The sequence below is a fragment of the Cocleimonas flava genome, from assembly GCF_004339015.1.
GTDB classification, from domain to species: domain Bacteria; phylum Pseudomonadota; class Gammaproteobacteria; order Thiotrichales; family Thiotrichaceae; genus Cocleimonas; species Cocleimonas flava.
Genome location: NZ_SMFQ01000002.1, coordinates 736,400 through 760,554, shown reverse-complemented (window position 1 = coordinate 760,554; position 24,155 = coordinate 736,400). Strand labels below are relative to the sequence as shown.

Genomic DNA, 24,155 nt, shown 5'->3' with positions numbered 1-24,155 from the left:
TTAATATGCTATCAAGTATTGAATTTGCCTCGCTGTGGGTCTTCTGGATATTACCTTTGCCGTTGATCGCATGGTACTTTCTACCAGCAGCGCCAGTAAATAGCAGTGCTGCTTTGAGAGTCCCGTTTTATAAGCAGTTATCACCCAGTCTGCAACAGAGCAAAAAAGGTCCATCCTGGGCGCGAGTATTGCTGGCGGTTATTTGCTGGATACTTTTAGTGACTGCGGCAGCACGACCACAGTTGGTTGGCGATACAGTACGTCAACCAGTGACAGGTCGTAGCCTGATGATGTCTGTTGATATTTCGATGTCGATGGACGAGCCAGATATGATCATTTCTGGCAGACGAATGACGCGAATTTCTGCAGTAAAAGCGGTTGCCAGCGATTTTATTCAGAATCGTGAAGGTGACCGAATTGGCCTCATTTTGTTTGGCAGTCAGGCATATTTACAAGCCCCGTTAACCTTTGATAGAAAGACCGTTTCAACACTCCTCGAAGAATCTTTTTTAGGTCTTGCAGGAAGAGCTACTGCGATTGGTGATGCGATAGGCCTCGCGGTCAAACGATTAAGAAATGAAGATGAGAAGAACCGGGTACTGATCCTTCTTACGGATGGTGCAAATACGGCGGGTAATGTCGAACCACTAAAAGCTGCTGATTTGGCAGCTCAGGAAAAAGTGAAAATTTACACCATTGGTGTAGGCTCTATGAGAAGTCGAGATCTGGATGAGCCAACGCTTCAAGCCATAGCAGAAAAGACAGGTGGCAAATATTTTCGTGCTCACGACGTTGAAGGTTTATTGAAAATTTACAAGGCATTGGACGAGATAGAAGCCGTTTCAAAGGATGAGTTGAGTTATCGCCCAGTAGAAGAGCTTTTTTATTATCCACTGGCTATTGCCTTAGGCTTAAGCAGCTTAATTGTGTTGTTTAGTAGCAGCCTAATGAACAGTTTATTGTCGCCACTTCTGTCTTTGTTACCAGGGTTCAGAAAGAAAAAACCTGTTCAGCCCAAGGAAGTGATCTGATGTTAGAGCAATTTCACTTTACTCAGCCGCTTTGGTTGTTAGCACTTATTCCTCTCTTGCTGATGTTGGGTTTAGGGTTTCGATCGGCTTCATCATCAAAAGCCTGGGATAAAATTATTGATCCCAATTTATTGCCCGTGTTACTTCAGGGTAAGCAATCTGGTTCAGACCGGTTTGCTAAATCATTGATCGCCATGGGCTGGTTAATTGCTGTCATTGCTCTGGCTGATCCTGTGTGGGAAAAAATCCCTCGCCCAATTTTTCAAACCAATGCCGCCAGAGTATTGGTATTAGATTTATCAAACTCTATGCTGGTGGACGATTTAAAACCCAGTCGCCTAGCTAGAGCAAAGTTTAAAATTGAAGACATTCTCTCTATGGATGAAGAGGGCCAGACAGGTTTGGTGGTGTTTGCCGGAGATGCATTTATTGCCTCGCCACTGACACGAGATGCCGAAACGATTCGATCCATGTTAAAAGTTTTAACGCCTCAACTGATGCCAGCGCAGGGAAGTCGAGCTGATTTAGGCTTATTAAAGGCGCACGAATTATTCAAGCAGTCGGGCATTATGAAGGGTCAGGTGTTGCTGATTGCTGATGGTGTTAGCAAAAGCGCAGCCGCCATAGAAGCCGTTAAAGAGTTGAAAAATGCGGGTCATGCCGTATCCGTTCTAGGCGTTGGAACAGAAGCGGGCGGTGAGCTTAGGTTTAGAAATAACGATAATGTTCTGGTGAAGCTAGAAGCGGATAAACTCACTGAATTAGCCATGCAGGGCGGTGGTAAATACCATTTAATTAGCGCCAATAATGAAGACCTGTCTCAAGTGTTAATCGAACATAAGATGGTAAATGATACGACTGAAAACGCCTTGCAAGAACAGGATATCAATAATGAAGAATGGTATTCAACCGGTCCACTTATCGTGCTGTTACTGCTACCTTTGGCATCGTTGGCCTTTAGGCGTGGCTGGTTATTGAATATTGCATTTGTGGCTGTAAGTGGGGGGGTGCTATTACAACCTCAACCAGTCATGGCATTTAGCTTAGACGAGCTTTGGACAACCCTATCGCAAAATAAAGAGCAGCGAGCGGACAAGGCTCTTAAAAGTCAACAATACGAAAAAGCCAGAGATCTCAGTAAAGAGCCATTGCGCCGTGGAGCCGCCGAATATAAGCAAGGTAATTACGAAGAAGCATTGCAGAACTTTAAAGAATCTAAAGGTGCAGATGCGCGCTATAACGAAGGCAATTCACTGGCTAAGTTAAAAAAGTACGAAGAGGCGATTAAATCTTACGAAAAAGCGCTCTCTTTAAATCCTGATATGACGGATGCTGAACAAAACAAAAAAGCGATTGAAGAATTGCTGAAGAAACAACAAGAGCAAAAACAGTCTGGAAACGAATCCAAAGAGGATTCAACGGAAAGCTCGGAAGATAATTCGCAGAGTGATTCTGAGTCGAAAGATCAAAAAGACCAGCAGAACTCAGAGGGTGAGGAAGGTCAGAAAAAATCTGAACAAGGACAGGAATCATCTGAAAAAAGCCAGAGTGGGGAAGATCAGCAACAACAAGACAGCAAAGAAAAGTCTGAAAAATCGGGTGAAGACGATCAGCAGAAAAAAAGTGACAAAAACCAGTTTTCTGATGCGAATAAAGCATTAGATGAAGAGCAGCAGAAAGACGAAGCTTCTGACCCTGACAGTAAACAAGCTGATCAGCAAAATCAAAACGATCAAAACGCAGACCAGAAAGGAGAAAAAGAAGGACAGCCAGAAGATCAGCAACAAGACGATGCTTCAGCAGAAAAAGGGCAGGAAAAAAGCCAGCAAGAGCTCGACGAGCAAGCAAAACAAAAAGCTGCAAAACAAGGAAGTAACGAAACAGCCGATGATCTGACAGAAGAAGAGAAAATGGCTGCGGAACAATGGTTAAGACGTATACCCGATGATCCGGGCGGCTTACTCAGAAGGAAATTTAGAAGTCAGTATCAACAACGTAACGGAAATATAGATAATTCGGAGCAACCTTGGTAATGAAATTCCAGATATCAATAACGTCACTGTTACTAGCTTTAATGATGTTAGTTAATCTGCCTGCGCAAGCAGCAGTAAAAGCGTCGTTGAATCAATCGAGCGTCTTCGAAGGTGATCAGATTACACTGAGTATTCAGAGTGACCAGAATAATGATGCGCAGCCTGATTTATCGATACTGCAAAAAGATTTTGAAGTGCAGGGTAGTAGTACCAGTTCGCAGATTAATATCATCAATGGAAATCGCAGTTTCAGAAAAACCTGGACGATTGAGTTGATGCCGAAAGCGGTAGGCAAACTGACTATTCCGGAAATTACCGTTGGCGCAGATAAAACAGATCCTTTAACAGTGACGATTGCCAACCTTCCACCAGAGGTTGCGGCTGAAACCAGTAAACATATTTTCGTCGAATCATCGGTTGATCTGGATAATAAAGAGACCTATGTGCAACAGCAGATACCCTATACGGTTAAGCTTTATTACGACTCGGCGATGCAAACCGGAGAGGTATTCTCGCCACAGATTGAAAATGCCAATATTCGTGCGTTAGGCAATGATAAAAAATATCAGGTAGTTCGTGCAGGTAAAAAGTATGTCGTGGTAGAAAAACGCTTTGTGATATCTCCTGAGAAAAGTGGTGTGTTGCATATTCCACCGACGATTGTTCGAGGACGAATTGCGTTATCGGGCGGAGACTCGCCAAACCTTAGAAAACGTATGGATGAGACAGATATGCTCAATCAGTTTTTTGGGGGGCAAAATAGAAATCCATTTTTCAATACGCCTTTTGATGAATTTTTTGGTCGTCGTTCATTAGGACCAAGCCGTCCATTTAGTATCAGTGGTGAAGCTATCGACGTTAATGTGCTCCCAGTGCCAAGCAGTTTCAAAGGAGATGCCTGGTTGCCTGCTGAAGAGTTGTTGATGACTGATAGCTGGGCAGAGTCTCCACCTGAACTCAAAGTGGGTGAGCCCGTTACCAGAAAGCTTATTCTTCAAGTCAAAGGTTTGGCAAGCTCGCAAATCCCGGATATCAATATATCTAAACCTGTTGGGATGAAGGTTTATACCGATCAGGCAAAATCAGAAACGCCAAATGATGGAAACACCATTTATGGTATTCGACAGATTGACATCAACTATATTCCAGGCAAAGCAGGCAAAGTCACCATTCCTGAGATAAATGTGGATTGGTGGGATGTTAAAAATAAAGTAAAGAAGACTTTTACCCTACCAGAATGGGATTTAACGGTTGCGGGCAATCCAGCAGCAGTAAGTGAAAATAGCAATAGCGCAGAAACATCAGCAGGTATAAATGCTGAAACCACAGAAAACGAAACCGAGCAAAATATAACCGGGCAGACAGATGCTACTGAGACTCCTGAAATTTGGGGTTGGAAAACACTAGTGCTATTGTTGTTGGCTTTGATGGCAATTTTGTTTGTGGTGTTTGGCTTTAAAAAGCGCACAAGTAAGGCAAAAAGTTTAGAAGCGGAACCGAAAAAGGCTGTTCAACTGGTAGATGTGGAGGCACTAAAAACATCGCTTACAGAAGCATGCAGATCAAACGATAAGCATATGGCTGCACGGCTCTTGCTCAAATTGGTTAGAGCGCAATGGAATGATCAATCCATTCAAAATCTGGGTATTCTTGCGCAAGCACTAGGAAAAGGGCGCGAAGTAATAGAAGCGCTTGAAAAGAGTTTGTACTCAGCTGATTCAAGCGATTGGGATGGCAGTGAATTGGATAAGTTAGTGATTGAAGGACTTTATCGAAAGCCTGTTCCTCTGCCTCAGAAACAAAATGGACTCAAGCCTTTATATCCTGCTTGATGGTGTGATTGTTAAATAATCAAACACCAAGCTTTTAGCGTTAAAACTTGCAGAGTAGAGATAACTCAATAAAAGTGCCCCAAAGTAGGGGGGTGGCTTAATAATTGCTCGATAAATGTTGTTAAAACACTAAAGCTCTTTGCAGTGTATACAGTCCCATCGCGATGACCAATAAGCCTGCGCTGACTCTAACGGCGGGTAGTTTTACCCATTTGGATAGTCGAGCAGCAATTACCCCCATTGCGAGCAAATTGGGTAATGTGCCTAATCCGAAAAATAGCATAATCAGCGCGCCTTCTAATGCACTTCCTGCAGATAATGTCCATATCAGAGCTGTATAGACTAAGCCACAAGGTAGCCATCCCCAGATGAATCCCAGTGGCACTGCTTGTTGAAAGTTCGTGACAGGGAGAAAGCGTTTGCCAATCGGTTGCAGATACTTCCAGAATTTTTGCCCAATGATTTCAATTTTTGCGAGTCCGCTCCAGAATCCTGCCAGATAAAATCCTAGCGCAACCATAAAAATAGCAGCGATGGTGGCGAGTACTTTTTGAGTTGTTTGTAAGCCGGTTAATTCAATAAGGGAAGAGCCGATAAAAGCGACAATCGCTCCGGCAATAGTGTAACTTGTGATGCGGCCAAAATTGTAGCCGAGTGAAATGATAAATGCGGATTTTTGTGAGGTGTTCTTATTGTTGATATTGCCGAGGCTGAGAGCGCCGACAATACCCCCGCACATGCCAAAACAGTGAACGCCACCCAGTAACCCAGTAATAAAAGCAACCAGGTACTGGGAGTGGTTTAGCCATTCTGGCATGTGCAGCCGTAATTAATTGATGGTTTGGCGCGGCATGTAATGCCCAGCTTCATAGTTTTCAAAAATATCGTCTACCATCGGGTGTTCAACTTCCATATTAGAAGAATCAGTATAGATATTCTGTTCTGAAACGTATGCCATGGATCCTTCTTCGTCTACAAGTACATGATACCAAGGCGCATCTTTTGAAGGTTGGTTGGTTGTGTATTGATCGTACCAATCATCAGAACCCTGGAAATCGGCATCGACGTCTACGATGACTCCACGGAATTTCTGGTTTCTATGAATGATTACATCACCAATATTGAATCCTGCTGTTGTTAATATGCTCATGTCATGCCCCTTTCGTTGATGTGTTTTTGCTCTAGCGTTTGTGTGTAACTATTGTGTTTTAAAAGGTTGTTTTAAATCGTTACTTTGTATTGTTGTTCTAACTCTAATCTCACAACTACTAATGTCGCTATTTATATATACTAACGTATGGCTTTATTATTTGGTTTCAAGTCGGTGCTTTATAAACACCTAAGGAACCTTTTCTTGTAAATTTTCTATCAACTAATTGTAATTATTATAGAGAGTTCTTTGTCTATAAAGTGTTGAAAGTTACGGTTGTGTAACACTCTCTTTTAAACATTTTAGCGCATTTAGCCTACGTTTATAAAGCTCTTCCTTGATTTTTTCACCGCTAAAGCCATCTTTGATTATATTTTGTACATCGACATCTGCGGCAGTTTTACGCGCCAGACTGAAAAAAGGCGCTTGCTGATAATCATAGTTTTCATAACCTGGTCGACCATGACTGTCTGCGATACACGCAAGTAAAAATTGCTCAAAGCGTTCCGGTTTGCGAAAAGCATCGGTATTGTTCAAGACTTTCAGTAATGTATTGGCTTTTACTTCAAAAGCCCTGTGGACGTGTGTGTGATATCTTGAAGTGATTTCTGCCAACTGCCTGAATTGGTTGGGAATACGATAACGCTCACATAATGCTTTGACTAAATGAAGCCCTCTTTCTTCATGATCATAATGGTGCGGTAATATATCTTTAGGCGTTGTGCCTTTGCCAAGGTCATGTGTCAACGCGGCAAAGCGAACTACAGGTTCTTCACTTAGAATACATGCTTGTTGAAGCACCATCATAGTATGAACGCCAGTATCAATTTCCGGATGATGCTCTACAGGTTGAGGTACACCAAACAAACGATCAATTTCTGGGAACAAAACTTTAAGTGCGCCACATTCTCTCAACACTTCAATAAATATATCCGGAGAGGGTTCAGCTAAGGCTCTAACAGTTTCTTGCCAGACACGTTCGGCAACCAATGAATCTACCTCACCTTCTTCTACCATTTCACTCATCAGTTTCATGGTTTCATCAGCAACCGTAAACCCCAAAGTTGCAAAGCGTGCAGCAAAGCGAGCTATGCGAAGAATTCTGACTGGATCTTCTTTAAATGCCGGAGACACATGCCTGAGAATCTTATTTTCGATATCAGACAGTCCATTGACGTAATCAATGACTTTGCCATTTTCATCTTCAACTAAGGCGTTGATGGTTAAGTCTCTTCTTAAAATATCTTCTTTTAAGGTGACATCACTATCAGCATGAAATTGAAATCCGGTGTAGCCTGCAGCAGTTTTGCGCTCAGTGCGTGCGAGTGCGTATTCTTCAGCTGTTTTGGGGTGTAAAAAAACCGGAAAATCCTTACCCACGGGAGTAAAGCCTTTCTCTATCATTTCTTCAGGGTTCGAGCCAACCACAACCCAGTCTCGATCTTTGACAGGAAGTCCTAGTAATTTGTCTCTTACGGCACCGCCGACTAAATATGTATTCATAATGAAATTATACCCGAAAATAATTTCGTACTTAATAAGTGTTTGTAAAGATCAGTTTTAGCCTGCCAAAACACTAATACCCATTAAGTAGTGGTCAGGTTGTTTTAAATTGACTGATGTTGATTAATGTGATTCTATTAATAAATCCCCTAGGATTTGTAGGTAATCTCCATTTCAATGGAAAACGGTACTTCAAGTCAAATTAACCCATTGTTAATTACCAGAATTCTTAGATTCATTGTCTATTGAAAAATAATAAGGAGTAAAAAGTTATGGCACATATCGTGGTAGTAGGAGCTGGAACGGGTGGAATGCCAGCCGCGTATGAATTAAAAGATGAGTTAGGCGAAGGCCATGAAATAACGCTCATTAACGAGCGAGATTATTTTCAATTTACTCCATCAAATCCCTGGGTAGGAGTCGGTTGGCGTTCGCGAAATGATATTACTTTTTCAATTGATAAATATGTCAGCAAAAAAGGCATTAAATTCATCGCAGGCCGCGTCGATAAAATTGATCCTGCAAACAATGCTATAACAATGGAAAACGGCGATACGTTGAATTATGACTACGTAATTATCGCAACAGGCCCTAAATTATACTTCGATGAAGTTGAAGGTAGCGGTCCTAAAGGATTTACTCATTCTGTTTGTACAGTCGATCATGCGGAAGCATTTTATGCGGATTATCAAAAACAGATTGAAAAAGGAAGTGGCCACATTGTCGTTGGCGCGATGCCATTTGCGAGTTGTTTCGGTCCTGCATACGAATTCGCATTAATTGTCGATTCTGACTTACGTAAACGTAAAATTCGAGATAAGTTCGATATCACATTAGTTTCTTCAGAGCCTTATATCGGTCACCTTGGTCTTGGTGGTGTTGGTGACTCAAAAGGCATGCTCGAGTCAGAATTAAGAAGCAAACACATTAAATGGGTTGTAAACGCTAAAACAACGAAAGTCGAAGAAGGTAAACTTTTCGTTGAAGAGCTTGATGCTAAAGGCGAAATTTACGATAACCATGAAATTGAATTTGATATCGCCATGATGCTTCCTGCATTCTTTGGTGTTGATGCTGTCGCTGCGGTAGAAGGTCTTTGTAATCCACGTGGTTTTGTTGTGGTCGATGATTTTCATCGTAACCCAACCTATCAGAATATATATTCAGTGGGTGTATGTATTGCAATTCCTCCTGTTGAGACTACGCCTGTTCCAACTGGTGCACCTAAAACAGGTTATATGATCGAATCTATGGTGACTTCAGCGGTGCATAATATAAAGGCTTCTCTAGAAGGCAAAGAGCCTTATGCGAAGGGAACCTGGACAGCATTATGTTTGGCAGATATGGGTGACACTGGCGCAGCTTTCCTAGCAATTCCGCAAATACCACCTCGCAACGTGGCTTGGTTCAAGAAAGGAAAATGGGTGCATCTTGCTAAGATAGCATTCGAAAAATACTTTATACGTAAAATGAAGAAGGGTAGCTCAGAGCCGTTTTATGAGAAATCTGTGCTTAAAATGATGGGAGTTACTCGTTTAAAGTAAGTAAAAGTTGTTAAATGCATAAAACTTAACCTAGTTAATAGGAAAAGTAATTTGATAGAATAGACGGGAGGCTTTGCTTCCCGTTTTTTTATGAAAATCTTTTGATTAATGTAATAAGGACTTAAATGAAACTTCCTGAAAATATTTCTGCCCATGTGAAACTCGCGTTACAAGAAGATATAGGCAGTGGTGATGTGACTGCTGACTTAATTCCAAAAGAGAATCAATCCAAGGCTAATGTCGTTTGCCGCGATGATGCGACGCTTTCAGGAATCCATTGGTTTAATGAAGTTTTTCAACAGATAGATCCCGATGTTGAAATCACATGGCATTTTCAGGATGGTGAAAGAGTTGAAGCAAATGAGATTATTTGCACCCTATCAGGTAACTCCAGATCAATCTTAAGTGGCGAACGCGCAGCATTAAATTTTTTACAAACATTGTCGGCGACGGCAACACAAACACAAAAATTCGTTTCAAAAATAAAAGGCACAAATGCTCGAATTTTAGATACGCGTAAAACCATTCCCAACTTGCGTGATGCTCAAAAATACGCAGTATTATGTGGTGGCGGAAAGAATCATCGTATTGGCTTATATGACATGATTCTGATTAAAGAGAATCATATTATGGCTGCGGGTTCAATTACCGAAGCCGTTAAACAAGCCAAACAGCTTCACCCAGAGATAAGAGTTGAGGTTGAAACTGAAAGTTTAGAAGAGTTTAGAGAGGCTACTTCAGCTGGTGCGGATGTCATTATGCTGGATAACTTTGATCTTAAAACGATGCGAGAAGCCGTTGTTGAAAACGATGGGCGTATCTCTTTAGAAGCATCAGGTGGGGTGAATCTTGATACTGTCCGAGGCATTGCTGAGACAGGTGTCGATTTTATCTCTGTAGGTCAGATTACCAAAGATATCGCAGCGGTTGACCTGTCAATGAGATTCGAAAACTAATCACTAATAAATCATAAAAAAGCCCCTCAAAGTAGGGGGGTGCCAATTTAATTCATCATTTAACTAATGAATGCAATTAAGCTTCTGTATCGATAGCTATCTTTAGTGCTTATAGGATAAAGAATTTTATGTTTAGCTCTGGTAAAGTAGCGCATCATTTTGATTTTATGTTTAGAGCTTGTTTTAACTGGCTCAAGCATTTAATAGTAAAGGGGAAAATTCAATGCCACTGAAATTAGGGGTACCACGCGAGACAGCGAAAGGCGAACGTCGTGTGGCTATCGATCCCACTGTTATTTCGAAACTAACCAAGTTAGGTGTCGAGGTTTATGTGGAACAGGGAGCGGGAGAATCTGCATTAATTCCAGATTCACAGTTTAAAGGAGCTATTTTAGTTTCTAACTTTGAAGAACTCTGCGCAAGCTCAGATATTATCTGGCGTGTTCAAGCACCAACATCTGATGAAGTAAAGATGATGCGTGAAGGGACGGTTTTGATCAGCAATTTAATGGCTCATAATAATATTGCCATGCTAAAAAGCCTGCAGGACAAGAAAATCACCAGCTATGGCATGGAGCTAATTCCTCGCATTTCGCGTGCGCAATCGATGGATGTATTGTCGTCTCAAGCAGCTATTGCAGGATACAAGGCCGCTATTATGGGTGCAGACATTGCTCCTCGCTTTTTCCCCATGTTAACTACCGCAGCAGGCACAATCAGGCCTTCAAAAGTGATCGTTATTGGTGTCGGGGTTGCAGGACTTCAGGCAATTGCCACAGCTAAAAGACTTGGAGCTGTTGTAGAAGCTTACGATGTCCGCCCAGAAACGAAAGAGCAAATCGAATCTTTGGGAGCCAAAGCAATTGAGCTTAAAATTTCAGCAGTCGGTAAAGGCGGTTATGCGAGAGAGCTTTCGGCTGAAGAGCGTGAGCAACAACAGCAAGAGCTAGCTACCTATATTGCGCAGGCAGATGTGCTCATTACAACGGCTCAAGTTCCTGGTAAGCCAGCACCAAAAATTATTCCTCAAAGCACGGTTGAAGGAATGAAGGAAGGCGCGGTAATCATTGATTTGGCAGCCGAAGGTGGTGGTAACTGCGCATTAACTAAACCCGGTGAAACCATCAAACACGGCAGTGTTGTGATTCATGGCCCACTTGATGTGGCTAGCCAAGTCCCAATACATGCGAGTGAAATGTTCGCTAAAAACTTATTTAACTTTACGCAATTACTCATCGATGAGAGTGGCAATTATGTGCCGAACTATGAAGATGAAATCGTGATTGGGGCATTACTAACGAAAGATGGTGAAGTGATGCACGAAGGAACAGTAGAGTTATTGAATAAAACCTTAGGGGAAAGATAATGGAAGGGTTTGTTGCACTTTATATTTTTATGCTGGCAGCTGTTACTGGATATGAAATTATTTCAAAAGTCCCAGTAATTCTACACACGCCACTAATGTCTGGTTCTAACTTCATCCACGGTATTGTTCTGGTTGGTGCCATGGTTGCAATGGGCCATGCAGAAACTACAACACAAACGGTTATTGGCTTTATCGCTGTGCTCTTGGCGGCTGGCAATGCTGTCGGAGGTTATGTGGTTACTGAACGTATGTTAGAGATGTTTAAATCTAGCAACGATAATAAAAATAACGATAAGAAGGAGGGTTAAGTCATGCCTGATTTCATTATCCAAGCTACTTATTTCCTTGGTGCTTTGCTCTTTATCCTTGGTTTGAAGCAGATGAGTTCACCTGTTACCGCCAGAAGAGGAATAGTCTGGGCTGGTGTAGGTATGGTTTTGGCCACACTTATTACCTATTTTCACCATGAAATAAATCATAACTATATTCTAATGACGGTGGCGATTGCGATTGGCGGAATCATTGCCTTTGTCAGTGGTAAGAAAGTTGCGATGACTGATATGCCGCAAATGATTGCTCTTTACAATGGCATGGGCGGTGGTGCAGCAGCAGCCATAGCTGCCGTTGTTTTAATTCAGCAGCAACCCATGAGTATGACCGTACAGACTTTGGCAGTTGTTGGCGCATTGATCGGTACGGTGGCATTTTCTGGTTCTCTCATTGCTTTCTTCAAGCTTCAGGGGATTTTGAAGGGTGTTATTCGTTTCCCTATGCAGCAATGGATAAATGCGTTGGTATTTGTCATTACATTAACCTTTGGTTTGGCAATTATACTCAGTGGTACTCAGTATGAAATGAGCTCGCTCGCAATCTTTTTCGTTCTGGCACTAGTATTTGGTGTATTGATGACGGTGCCCATCGGTGGCGCAGATATGCCGGTGGTTATTTCTTTATATAATGCACTAACAGGTCTGGCTGTTGGTTTTGAGGGCTTTGTGCTGGAAAATCCGGCGATGATGATTGCGGGTATCGTGGTAGGTTCTGCGGGTACTTTACTTACTCAGTTAATGGCTAAAGCAATGAATCGTCCAATCACTAATGTGTTATTTAGTAACTTTGGTGATGGTGGAGACGGCGAAGCGGCTGAAGTCTCTGGTAGCATGAAAGAAATCGATAGTACTGATGTCGCGGTTATGATGGCATTTGCGGAAAAAGTGATAGTGATTCCGGGTTATGGGATGGCAGTGGCACAAGCTCAGCACAAAGTTTGGGAGTTGACAAAGCAACTTCAAGAGCGCGGAGTAAATGTGAAATTTGCAATTCACCCTGTTGCCGGACGCATGCCAGGACACATGAATGTACTATTGGCAGAAGCCGGTGTGCCTTACGATATTATCTATGACTTAGATGAGATAAATGATGAGTTTGCCACAACTGATGTTGTATTGGTTATTGGCGCTAACGATGTCGTAAATCCTGCAGCGAGAACTGACGCTAACAGCCCGATTTATGGCATGCCGATATTAAATGCAGATTACGCTAAAAATGTTATCGTAGTGAAACGTGGTAAAGGTGCTGGTTTCTCAGGTATAGAGAATCATCTGTTCTTTGCTGATAATACGCGCATGCTATACGGCGATGGTCAGGCAGTAGCCAGTGAATTGGTATCAAATATAAAAGAATTGTAGTTATTTTCTTATCTCTAACATTAAAATATTAGGGAATAAAAAGTATAAAAGCCTCTTGAAATGAGGCTTTTATTTTGCATGTTATTAACAGTCTGGATTCTGAGTGATTAAGAATTTCCCATATAAAATTTGAACCAAATGTTGCCTATCTAACTTGTTGAAAATAGATATCAATTAGTTTCTTCTTTTTGTGTTAGCAAACTTAGATAGCAAATTTAATGCCTCTTTAACTAGCAAAAAAAGAAGTTTATCCACCAAGTTATCCACAGGCAGTACGTTTTTTTAAATTGACGCTTATGATCACTTTAAAGAACAGCTACAATACCGTTTAGTGAATACCCATCTATGTCAGTCTCTCTTACATTTTTCTTGTTTTGCAAGATAAAAGAAAATCAGGCTAGTCAACATCAAATCAGGATCCATGTGTGTCAAAAGAACACCCTACAAAAGCTGTCCGTGTAGCAATTCAAAGGCCTTTATATAAGCTTCTGGATTATGCCTGTGATGTTGATATTCAGCCTAAACCAGGTTGCAGAGTTAAAGTCTCTCTTGGTAATTCTGTGATCACGGGGATAATTGTAGAAACAGACGTTGAAAGTGAATTTGCAACGCTAAAACCAATTATTGAATTAATTGACGAAAGCCCAGTGATAGATGAAAAGCTCATGGGGTTGCTACATTGGTCTAGCAGTTATTATTTTCATCCCTTGGGCGAAGTGTTATTTCATGCGCTACCAGTAGATCTGAGAAAAGGTAAAAGTGTTCCCAAGGTCGAAATCTGGAATGCTACAAGCGCAGGTTTGGAACTACCCAAGGATGAATTGAAAAGAGCGCCTAAACAGCAGGCGATGCTTGATTATGTGATTCAAAAGGATGGGGCGGACGCAAATAACCTTAAACAATTATTGGGGGATAACTGGAGAAACACGTCGCGGGAACTCATCAAAAAAGAATTGATTGCGATTGAAGAAATTGACCCGCAAAAATTAACAGCTCCTGCTACCCATGTTTTTTCAGTTAACCCTCCACACCAGTTAACCGAAGAGCAACAGCAGTGTTTAACAGATATTGATGCACACTTTAATGAGCCTAAACTGCGTCCAATTTTACTTCATGGTATTACTGGCAGCGGAAAAACAGAAGTTTACCTGAGTGTCATTGCTCCAATCTTGAAGGCTAAAAAACAGGTTCTCGTGCTGATTCCCGAGATTGGTTTGACTCCTCAATTGCTCTCTAGATTTAGACAATATTTTCCTGATAGTAATATTGATTGTTTGCATTCGGGTCTTGCTGATGGGGAACGCACTCGAGTGTGGTTAGGAGCGAAAACGGGTAGCATTGATATTGTAATAGGTACTCGTTCTGCAGTATTTACCCCTTTGCTGAATCCGGGAATGATATTGATCGATGAAGAGCATGATGCTTCTTTTAAACAGCAAGAAGGGTTTCTGTATCAAGGTCGTGATATGGCGATTAAGCGCGCTCATGATCTGGGAATACCCATCTTACTGGGTAGTGCCACTCCCTCGTTAGAGTCTTTATATAATGTCGAAAAAGAACGCTACCACTATTTACGCCTAAACAATCGACCTGGCGCAAGTAACCCACCAGATATCGCATTACAAGATATTCGTACTTTACCGTTAGATGCTGGTATCAGCAGTTTGATGATGACTGATATAAGACAGCACCTGGATAATAACAATCAGGTCATGTTGTTTTTAAATCGGCGTGGCTTTGCTCCGGTTTTGATGTGTCAGGATTGCGGTTGGCATGCCGTTTGTTCCCATTGCGATATGGGTATGACTTACCATGCATCGATGGGTAAGGTTATTTGCCATCATTGTGGCTATGAAGAGCGGGTTAAATCCACTTGCCCTGATTGCAATAGCACGAAATTAACAACACAAGGTCAAGGCACAGAGCGCATCGAAGAAGTTCTCAATACGCATTTTCCAGAAACTCCGGTGATTAGAATTGATCGCGATAGCACTTCACGAAAAGGTTCTCTGGAAGAAAAATTAGAATTGGTAAACAGTGGCGAACCCGTAATTCTGATCGGCACACAAATGCTCACTAAAGGGCATGATTTTCCAAAACTGACCTTGGTTGGCATTTTAGATGTAGATCAGGCTTTATTTAGCATGGACTATCGCGCTCATGAGCGTTTAGCCCAGCAAGTGTTACAAGTTGCTGGACGTGCGGGTAGAGGAGCAGCAAAAGGCAAAGTAATACTACAAACATCTCAGCCTCAACACCCAATGTTGTTGAGTTTATTGTCGCAAGGATACGCCAATACTGCCCAACAAATTTTGAACGAAAGAAAGTTATGGAACTACCCACCCCTAGGGTGTCAGGCTTTAGTGCGTGTTAATGCTCTGGATTTACAGCTCGCGCACAACTTTATTAGTACCTTAGGGGCTGACTTAGCAGCGATTAATAGCGAAAAAGTCATGCTGCTAGGACCTATGCCTTCTCCCTTAGCGAGAAGGGCAAAAAGATACCGTTTTCAACTATTAATTTCTGCTGAAAAAAGGGGAGATTTACATGGTTTTTTGCACAGTGTTTTGAGTATTATTAGCAAAATTAGAAAAACGGGTGGCGTACGCTGGGTGATAGATGTTGACCCGGTAGATTTTTTATAAAATTGGTTAAAAAACAGATAAAAACGTAGCAAACATAGGCTTGCTATTGCTAAGTTTCATGAGAAGGTTCTTGTAAGTGTACGAAATCAATGGCATTATTGCGAACGGGGATTTCTTGCTCTAAAAAGAATTTAAATAATTATAGCTGGCTTTTAAAAGCTAAAGAGTGAATTAAATGTATAAGGATTTTAAGCAAAGCGAATCACTGGACACAGGATTCGTGGGCGGTAGCGGTATCATCTGGATGTTCTCAGGAATTGTTCTTGGTTTATTGGTAGGCATGGGGATGTACTACTTTTCAAACGACAAGAGCTCAAGAATTCGTATAGTTGATTCTTTGCAAAAGAAAATTGAAAGTACTCAATCAGCACAAAAATCAGCACCATCACTGAATAATTACTCTCAACGTACGTTGCCTCCTGCTAAAAGAATTGAGCCAGCCAAGCAAAGCAACGAAAGTAAATTTAGTTACTATGCGGTATTACCGACATTAGATGTACCTGTTAACTCTTCTCGCCCGATTGACACGCGCCAACAGGTTGTACCGACTGCAGCAAATAACGTAGAAAATGTAAACTCACAACAACAAGCTGAACCGATAGCAGCCGCAGATACATCAAATGAAGAAACTCAGGTAGAACAGAACAATATCGGGGATTATCTGCTTCAAGTTGCTTCATTCAAAAAAGAAAGCATGGCAGATAAAACTCGCGGTCGTTTAAATAACCAAGGGATTGATGCCTACGTTCAAAAGAAAAAAGTTAAAGGCAGATTTTGGTATCGTGTGGTTGCTGGTCCTGTTGATCAGATAAGTGTTGATAACTGGAAACATACTGCAGAAAAACTAGGGCATAAACCTCTGGTTATTTCAGTTAGATAATTTTGGAGTGAGTTTTGGCAAAGGTTGAATCAGTTTTTGAAAACACACCTTTAGACTCTAGTCAGGAGAAAGCTGACGCGCAAAGTTTGATGCAGGGACAAATCGAGTACCTGTATAAAAATAAAACACTCGGCATCTGGAGTAATATATTACTTGCCGGTGTGCTCATCGTGTTTTTCTGGTTACATTTCCCCGCAAAAAAAGTATCTCTATTAATATGGTTTGGCTTGGTTGTAACACTCAGTCTTGTCAGATATTTGATGGGCAAAAGTTTCAAACCGAAGCGTCAGTATACTCAACAAGAATTAACCAGCTGGGCCAATAGGCACGTATTTTTTACTACACTATTAAGCACCATCTGGGGGCTGACAGGGATTGTCTTTTTCCCTAACGATTTAGCTCATTTAGGCTTATTGATTTTCATACTTTTCAGTGTGCTTCTATCTGCCATTCCTACCTTGGCAGCATCTAGAATTGCTTACTATTTTCAGATAATCGTCACTTTGGTTCCAACCACCCTGTTGCTTTTCTTAAGTAAAGATATGGGGCACGACTTATTTGCACTATCTGTTATCGTCATGGCCGGTACCTTGGTTTTGGTGTCTGGTTATATTTACAGTTTATTATTTGAACTACAGAATGCGCAAATTGCGTTGCAGGCGCTGGCAGATACAGATCAGTTAACGGGTATTGCCAACCGCAGACATTTCGATAGAAAGTTTAAAGTCGAATGGCGCAGAGCAATGCGTGAGCAAACGCCGATTTCATTATTGTTAATTGATGTTGATCATTTCAAAAAATATAACGATACCTATGGGCATCAAGCGGGAGACCGATGTTTACAGCAGATTGCTAAAGCATTGGAATCTGTTTCGCATCGTCCTGCTGATTTAGCTTCTCGTTATGGTGGTGAAGAATTTGCCGTGCTACTGCCGGTAACGTCTCAGGAAAATGCGGCAATGCTCGCTGAGCGTTTACGTAAGAAAATAGAGTCGCTGAAAATTGAACACTCCAAATCTGAATTCGGCATTGTCACCATCAGTGTTGGTGTGTCGTGTTGTAAACCAGTGTGGGACTTCACCGGAAATACCCCAGATGAAGAACAGAAAGTAACCTTCCCAGCCATGCTGTTAACTGCTTCTGATAATGCGCTATACGTTTCTAAAGAGCAGGGGCGCAACCAGATTTCAGAGCAGGGCTGTGGCGATCAAAAAATGTCTAAAGTGCTACAGAAGCAGAAAGAAGAAAATATACCTATCGCATAAGGGATTGAATTAGAGATCCCTTTTTTGCATCTTCGCTAACGAAAACGACAAGTTTTTGTTAAAATCGCGGCAATGTTTAATCTTAAAGCCACCCCCCCACTTACAGCCCTTTTTTTTGAGAGCAGAATTTTACCATTCCATAAGCAAGCTCTCGTAAAGTGTCGTGCCAAAAGTAGTGCTCAAAAACAGTTATGAAATCCTCAGAACAGAGCAAGCCAAGTCACAGTAACAGTGGTTTGAGTCGTGCTAAGCAAAAATACCTTTATGATTTGCTAAGCAAGTGCAGGGGTTCCCAGCGCTTTTTTCTATCAAATAAAATCAGGCAGTTATCCAGATTAAAAAATGCTGATCAATCCTTTGATTCCCGTTTAAAAAAATTAGAAGCGGATATCAATGCTTCCATAGAAAAAAGAGAGAGTCGATTAAGGCACCTGCCTAAGCCTGATTACCCAGAAGAATTACCGGTTGCAGAACGTCGCGAAGAAATCATAAAAACCATCAGCGAGAACCAGGTCACTATTATTTGTGGTGAAACAGGCTCGGGTAAAACGACTCAGTTACCCAAAATGTGTTTGGAGCTTGGACGCGGAGTGGATGGCATTATCGGTCATACTCAACCCCGTCGAATAGCGGCTAGAAGTGTGGCAGCGCGTATCGCCGAAGAGCTTAAAACAGAGCTGGGTTCAGTGGTTGGTTATAAAGTTCGTTTTCACGATCAGCTTAAAGACGATAGTTATGTAAAGCTGATGACTGACGGTATTTTGCTGGCTGAAATTCGTAACGATCGCTATCTCAATCAATACGATACGCTGATCATTGATGAGGCGCACGAACGTAGTCTTAATATCGACTTTTTACTCGGTTATTTGCGCTGGTTATTACCGCGCCGTAAAGATTTGAAAGTCATCATTACCTCCGCAACGATAGACCCAGAGCGATTTGCCAAGCACTTCAATTTTACCGGTAAAGAAGATGGCAACGCGCCAATCATCAATGTCTCTGGAAGAACCTTTCCGGTTGAAATTCGCTACAATCCTTTAATTCCTGATACAAAGGGTATTGATGCAAAAAATACAGAAGGAAATCAGGAAGAAGCGAAAGAAAAAAACATGTTGCAGGCGATTGTGGATGCGACTGATGAATTAATGCTAGAAAAGCCCGGCGGAATTTTAATCTTCCTGTCTGGCGAGAGAGAAATTCGTCAAGCAACCGAGGCGTTGACCAAGCACCACAAAGCCAGTGTTGAAATACTTCCGTTGTTTGCGAGGTTGTCAGCGGCTGAGCAAAATAAAATTTTTCATCCGACAGGTGCACGAAGAATAGTGCTCGCGACTAATGTAGCAGAGACGTCATTGACCGTTCCGGGAATCAAATATGTGATCGATGCGGGAATGGCGCGTATATCGCGTTATTCGTGGCGCTCACGGGTTCAACGTCTTCCCATAGAGAAAGTATCCCAAGCATCCGCAAATCAGCGCTCAGGGCGTTGTGGACGTACCAGTAGTGGTATTGCTATTCGACTGTATTCAGAAGAAGACTATGAGTCCAGGGCAGAGTTTACTCTGCCAGAAATTCAGCGTACCAACCTGGCTTCGGTCATCTTGCAATTGACGTCACTCAATCTGGGCGATGTTTACGATTTCCCTTATTTAGAAGCGCCAGATACAGGCATGATTCGGGATGGCTATAAGTTACTTTTCGAATTAGGTGCAGTCAATAAACCCAAAGGTGACAATATAAAAATCACTCCTGTGGGTCGACAGCTTGCGCGTCTTCCGACTGACCCAAGGCTGGGGAGAATGTTAGTTGCCGCCCAGGAGCTTGGTGTACTTCAGGAAGTGTTGGTAATAGTCAGTGCGTTGTCGATACAAGATGTACGCGAACGTCCACTAGACAAGCAACAGGCATCCGATCAAAAACATAGTCGTTTCAAAGATGAAAGTTCAGACTTCATCAGTTTGCTGAAACTCTGGGATTATTATCACGATAAAAACGGCGAGCTTTCTCAGGGGCAATTACGAAAGTTATGCCGCAAAGAGTTTTTGTCCTTCATGCGATTACGTGAATGGAATGAGACGTATCGACAGCTGAAAATGAGTCTTAAAGAAACAGACTTAAATATTCCAAAACCGGATAGAGCCAAAAAAGCGAAACTGCAACAGCTAAGCAAGAAGACCGGTAAAAATAATCAACAGAAAAAGAAAAATGATAGCGTTAACGAAGACGACAAATACAGCGCTAGTTATAACGTTATCCACCAAAGCTTACTCACCGGGTTACTGAGCAATATTGGTTTTAAAGAAGAAAATAATGAGTTCCAGGGCGTTAATAATCGGAAGTTTTTCGTCTTCCCCGGTTCTGCACTTTATAAAAAGCCGCCGAAGTGGATTATGTCCGCTGAAATTGTTGATACTTCACGCTTATTTGCCAGAACGGTTGCCAAAATCCAGCCAGAATGGGTGGAGTATTCTGCCAAGCATTTACTCAAGCATCATTACACAGAGCCGCGCTGGGAGAAAAAAGCGGCGCAGGTTGTGGCTGATCAAAAAAGCTCATTGTACGGACTAACAATTACACCTAAAAAGCGTGTCAGTTATGGTCCTATTGATGCCGTTGTTTCTAGGCAGTTATTTATTCGTCATGCACTGGTTTACGGTGAATATGCGAGTAATGCCGAGTTCTTCCAGCACAATCGACAACTCATAGAAGAAGTTGAAAATCTGGAAGCGAAATCACGTCGTCGAGATATTCTGGTGGATGAAGAAATACTCTTCGATTTTTACGATCAGATTATTCCAGAGAACATCTACAACGGCCCAGCCTTTGAAAAGTGGCGTAAAAGCTATGAAAAAGGTAATGCCGATGCCCTAAAACTGACACGCGACTATTTGATGAAGCGTGATGATTCACATGTTCAGGGCGAGTTGTACCCAGATCATCTGGATGTGGCGGATATGATTTTGCCACTCAGTTATCACTTTGAGCCTGGTGCTAGCGACGATGGTGTGACCGTGAAAATACCCGCTGCAGCGCTTAATCAACTCTCTAGCTCAGATTTTGATTATTTAGTGCCAGGAATGCTCGAAGAGAAAATCACCGAATTTATTCGTAGCTTGCCGAAGCAGGTCAGGAAGCAATTTGTGCCAGCTCCTGAATACGCCAAAGCCTGTTTAGAGTCATTAAACGCAAGCGCAAATCAAGAAAAGACTAAGCAACAAACTCAAGCTGGGAAGAACCAGGAAAAACAGTCTATCGTAAAAGCGATAAGCACAGCGCTTCATAGAATCACAGGTCATCGAATCAGCGAAGATTTACTCGAAAACTATGAATTTAGTGATCACATGCTAATGCGCTTTGAAGTGATGGACGAGTCAGGAAAAGTCATTGGCTCTGGGCGTAATATAGAAAAACTGAAAAAGACAGTTTCTTATAAAGGCTCAGGAAAAGTTGCGCATAAATCCAAAGGCGCATCGAGTAAGCTAGAGCGAAAAGGCATAGAAACATGGGATTTTGACACCTTGCCAGAAAGCGTCGTAATGGATGTGTCGGGAATGAAGATCAAAGCCTGGCCAGCACTTGTGGATAAAGGTGATTCAGTCGAAATAAAGTTGTTCGATTCACCACAAAAAGCCCAGCAGCAAAGCGGTTTATTGCGTTTGATTTTGTTGGAATACAAAGACAAACAAAGAGAATTGTCGAAGCAAATACCGGATATCCAGAAAATGTGTTTGTACTATGCATCGACAGGCAAATGTGACGAATTAACCCAAAGCATTATCGAAAATACGTTTCGCTTAACTTTTGTGACTGATGAATTATTGGACAAAAAGCACGGCAGTGAGCTTTCTCAGCAACAATTTTCTGAGCAATTAAAAAAACAGGAGCCCACGCTTAAGCAAAACCTTGAAGAGCTTTGCCAGCAATTGCTGACTGTCTTGTCGTTAAACCACGATATCCGAAAACAGTTGAAAGGAAAGATCGATTTAAGTTTGCTAGAAACCTTAAATGACGTCACCGATCAGCTTAATGCATTGGTTTACCCTGGCTTTATCGATAGTTTAACTATTGAAGAGATTCGTCAATATCCTCGCTATCTTAAAGCCATTGTAAAACGTTTGGATAAGCTCGCTGGTGATGCACATAAAGATCGCGGCTTGCGCTTACAGATTCAATCGTTGTGGGATGATTATAAGGCGCTGTTGAAAAAGCATGGATCAAGTCAGGACTTGGTTGAATTTAGATGGATGCTGGAAGAGTTCAGGGTATCTTTATTTGCTCAAGATCTGGGAACAGCGTATCCGGTATCTGAGAAAAGGCTTAGAAAACGCTTCAATGAAATCAAGAGCCAGTATTCTTAATTCGTACTATTAACTGAGTACTATCAAAAAAGTACTAACTACTAAAAAGTTAATCGAAAAAAGTGCTCCAAAGTAGGGGGGTGACTTTGTTGTTTTAAGAATAGTAAAACGTATTTATGAATACGTCAGACACACGAAAAGCAGACGAGGGAAGGTCTGCTTTTCGTAAACAATTTGTTTTGCGGGTGTGATTACATAACTATTTTTTGGATAGCATCTGCTGCGCGTTTCACATCAAGGAAGATCAAACCCAGACGTGCTTCTGGTTTGGTTAAAACAGTAACCACTGCCTCAGGCCCTGCGTAAGTCATTAAAATATAACCGTGATCGCCTTTAATCAGCACTTGCTCTAACTTGCCACGAGCCAATTCTTCAGCGGTTCTATCACCGAGTGAAAGCATTGCAGCACTCATCGCGCCAACACGATCTTCATCCATTCCTGCGGGAAGCAGAGAATCCATCATTAACCCATCTGTCGATAAAACTGCAGATGCTTCAATATCAGCACTTGAACCGTTTAGGTCGCTCAAAATTGAGCTAAGCATTTCAGAACGCATGTTGTGTATCCCTCGTAAAAATTTTATTTGTTATTATGTGTGTCATCGTTCTTTTTGAATACACACTATAAATTAGTTAATGAAAAAAATCTGCTTAGTCCGATAGACTGCTATGCATGGACTGCCTCTCTTTTTCTGTTTTTTGTGGTGCTAAGAAGTCGCCCCATACCGTCTCATCAGTGACCACATCAGTTGTTTAAAAGCAGGTCTATTGAGTTGCGGCATTCCATGAATCACCAAAGCAAACTGATTTAAACCAATGTACAAAGGCCAAAAACCTACCTCACTATTACCTGCCGCGTCTATTAATCCCCAGGCGCGTTGATTGAAGCGTAAATTGCCGTGTAGTAATCGTTTATGTCTTTGGTAAACTTCAGAAAGATTGGCACTGATAGCGGCTAATTCTTCTGCAGCTTCGTGTGGAAATCCTGATGCCCCAAGGTAAAGTCCGCTATTTTCTGCGAGCAATACTTTTTTGGAGTCCGATAATGAGCCCAGTAATTCTTCCAGAATATCTTCAAGGTTTTGCTCTGGTGCTGTTTCAATTTCTTGTTGGCCAGAAATTAATCCTAAGGTCTGCATTCTATGAATCAGATTTGAAGCATCCTCAAGTTCCATCTCGCAGAGTTCAATCACTAACCTATCAGTAAGTTCTGGGCTATCGTCCATTTTAAGCAGTTTGATTAAAATATGACGTGTGACATCTTCAGCATTATCTTGAACTGCGTAATAAGCACCACGCGGTGTTATGTTGATGTATAAATTACTATTAAGTGAAAAACTACTCATTAAGCCGCTATCCCTGGGTCAAGTGAATAAAGTAAAGCCTGTACTAATGATGAAACATCCTGACGTTCTCGCGCATCAACAGTAAAAACAGGTGCTGCTACAGAAAACTCTTTCAGCCATTTTCTATAGTCATTGATATTGGGTGTTTGCTGTTCATCCATACGGGTAACACCGATAATTAAGTCACCTTCCTGAATAAATTTACTGAAAGATTGAAGGTAAAATCGTAGATCTTGCTGCGGGTTATCCCTGGAGTTATCTAATAATAAAATTAAACCGAGCGCTCCTTTAGTCAGAATATCCCACATGAAGCTAAAGCGTTCCTGTCCTGGCGTACCATAGAGATGAATCTTCTCTTTGTTACCAATATTGATGCGACCATAATCCATCGCTACCGTCGTTTGCGGTTTGCGATCCTTAGTCATATCACTTGCTTCTTCATTGGTACAGATGATAGGTATATCGCTCATCGTTTGAATAGCCGTGGTTTTACCTGCACCGACAGGCCCGGTAAAAATTATCTTTTTGTTAATCATCTCTGTTTTAGACATGTCAGTG

Annotated in this window: 18 protein-coding genes; 12 read left to right on the top strand and 6 right to left on the bottom strand. The window is 41.7% G+C overall.

Going from position 1 to position 24,155, the window contains the following annotated elements:
• Positions 1-5 precede the first annotated feature (5 nt).
• The 3 genes from EV695_RS03485 to EV695_RS03475 are packed head-to-tail and all read left to right on the top strand — an operon-like array spanning position 6 to position 4,896.
• Positions 6-1,031, top strand: coding sequence for a vWA domain-containing protein (locus tag EV695_RS03485; protein ID WP_131904518.1), 1,026 nt, complete (start codon positions 6-8; stop codon positions 1,029-1,031).
• Complete coding sequence (locus tag EV695_RS03480; RefSeq protein WP_131904517.1) at positions 1,031-3,064, top strand: vWA domain-containing protein; 2,034 nt, start codon at positions 1,031-1,033, stop codon at positions 3,062-3,064. The genes EV695_RS03485 and EV695_RS03480 overlap by 1 nt, the downstream gene beginning before the upstream one ends.
• Positions 3,064-4,896: a BatD family protein gene (locus EV695_RS03475; protein WP_131904516.1), complete on the top strand. Its 1,833-nt coding sequence runs from the start codon at positions 3,064-3,066 to the stop codon at positions 4,894-4,896. The genes EV695_RS03480 and EV695_RS03475 overlap by 1 nt, the downstream gene beginning before the upstream one ends.
• Before the next feature lie 121 nt (positions 4,897-5,017).
• Here the strand turns inward: EV695_RS03475 and EV695_RS03470 are convergent, their stop codons facing one another.
• The 3 genes from EV695_RS03470 to EV695_RS03460 form a co-directional block, all read right to left on the bottom strand.
• The gene (locus tag EV695_RS03470) at positions 5,018-5,713 is read right to left on the bottom strand and encodes a sulfite exporter TauE/SafE family protein (protein ID WP_131904515.1); all 696 of its coding nucleotides are present in this window, start codon (positions 5,711-5,713) and stop codon (positions 5,018-5,020) included.
• A gap of 12 nt (positions 5,714-5,725) precedes the next feature.
• Entirely contained in the window at positions 5,726-6,046 is a 321-nt protein-coding gene (gene hspQ, locus EV695_RS03465; RefSeq protein WP_131904514.1) for a heat shock protein HspQ, read from the bottom strand.
• A 270-nt stretch (positions 6,047-6,316) separates the two neighbouring features.
• Positions 6,317-7,549: a multifunctional CCA addition/repair protein gene (locus tag EV695_RS03460; protein WP_131904513.1), complete on the bottom strand. Its 1,233-nt coding sequence runs from the start codon at positions 7,547-7,549 to the stop codon at positions 6,317-6,319.
• Between the two features lie 272 nt (positions 7,550-7,821).
• Between EV695_RS03460 and EV695_RS03455 the strand changes: the two genes are divergently transcribed.
• The 9 genes from EV695_RS03455 to hrpA all read left to right on the top strand — a co-directional run bounded on the left by EV695_RS03455 (position 7,822) and on the right by hrpA (position 22,251).
• Positions 7,822-9,093, top strand: coding sequence for an NAD(P)/FAD-dependent oxidoreductase (locus EV695_RS03455; protein WP_131904512.1), 1,272 nt, complete (start codon positions 7,822-7,824; stop codon positions 9,091-9,093).
• Between the two features lie 125 nt (positions 9,094-9,218).
• Positions 9,219-10,049, top strand: a complete 831-nt coding sequence (gene nadC, locus EV695_RS03450) for a carboxylating nicotinate-nucleotide diphosphorylase (RefSeq protein WP_131904511.1) — start codon at positions 9,219-9,221, stop codon at positions 10,047-10,049.
• Positions 10,050-10,272: 223 nt separating this feature from the next.
• Positions 10,273-11,415: an NAD(P) transhydrogenase subunit alpha gene (locus EV695_RS03445; protein ID WP_131904510.1), complete on the top strand. Its 1,143-nt coding sequence runs from the start codon at positions 10,273-10,275 to the stop codon at positions 11,413-11,415.
• Entirely contained in the window at positions 11,415-11,723 is a 309-nt protein-coding gene (locus EV695_RS03440) for an NAD(P) transhydrogenase subunit alpha part 2 (protein ID WP_131904509.1), read from the top strand. Before EV695_RS03445 ends, EV695_RS03440 begins: the two co-directional genes overlap by 1 nt.
• Before the next feature lie 3 nt (positions 11,724-11,726).
• A complete protein-coding gene (locus EV695_RS03435) occupies positions 11,727-13,103 on the top strand; it encodes an NAD(P)(+) transhydrogenase (Re/Si-specific) subunit beta (protein ID WP_131904508.1) in 1,377 nt (458 codons plus the stop codon).
• A 425-nt stretch (positions 13,104-13,528) separates the two neighbouring features.
• On the top strand, positions 13,529-15,748 hold the full coding sequence (locus EV695_RS03430; RefSeq protein ID WP_131904507.1) for a primosomal protein N': 2,220 nt from the start codon (positions 13,529-13,531) through the stop codon (positions 15,746-15,748).
• A 175-nt stretch (positions 15,749-15,923) separates the two neighbouring features.
• The gene (locus EV695_RS03425) at positions 15,924-16,628 is read left to right on the top strand and encodes an SPOR domain-containing protein (protein ID WP_131904506.1); all 705 of its coding nucleotides are present in this window, start codon (positions 15,924-15,926) and stop codon (positions 16,626-16,628) included.
• A 14-nt stretch (positions 16,629-16,642) separates the two neighbouring features.
• Positions 16,643-17,893: a GGDEF domain-containing protein gene (locus EV695_RS03420; protein ID WP_131904505.1), complete on the top strand. Its 1,251-nt coding sequence runs from the start codon at positions 16,643-16,645 to the stop codon at positions 17,891-17,893.
• Between the two features lie 191 nt (positions 17,894-18,084).
• Positions 18,085-22,251, top strand: a complete 4,167-nt coding sequence (hrpA, locus tag EV695_RS03415) for an ATP-dependent RNA helicase HrpA (protein ID WP_131904504.1) — start codon at positions 18,085-18,087, stop codon at positions 22,249-22,251.
• A 191-nt stretch (positions 22,252-22,442) separates the two neighbouring features.
• Here the strand turns inward: hrpA and EV695_RS03410 are convergent, their stop codons facing one another.
• From EV695_RS03410 to EV695_RS03400, 3 genes are all read right to left on the bottom strand, one after another.
• Positions 22,443-22,808: a roadblock/LC7 domain-containing protein gene (locus EV695_RS03410; protein ID WP_131904503.1), complete on the bottom strand. Its 366-nt coding sequence runs from the start codon at positions 22,806-22,808 to the stop codon at positions 22,443-22,445.
• A 150-nt stretch (positions 22,809-22,958) separates the two neighbouring features.
• A complete protein-coding gene (locus tag EV695_RS03405) occupies positions 22,959-23,597 on the bottom strand; it encodes a hypothetical protein (RefSeq protein ID WP_131904502.1) in 639 nt (212 codons plus the stop codon).
• Positions 23,597-24,148: a GTP-binding protein gene (locus EV695_RS03400; RefSeq protein WP_243651448.1), complete on the bottom strand. Its 552-nt coding sequence runs from the start codon at positions 24,146-24,148 to the stop codon at positions 23,597-23,599. Before EV695_RS03400 ends, EV695_RS03405 begins: the two co-directional genes overlap by 1 nt.
• Between the last annotated feature and the right edge of the window lie 7 nt (positions 24,149-24,155).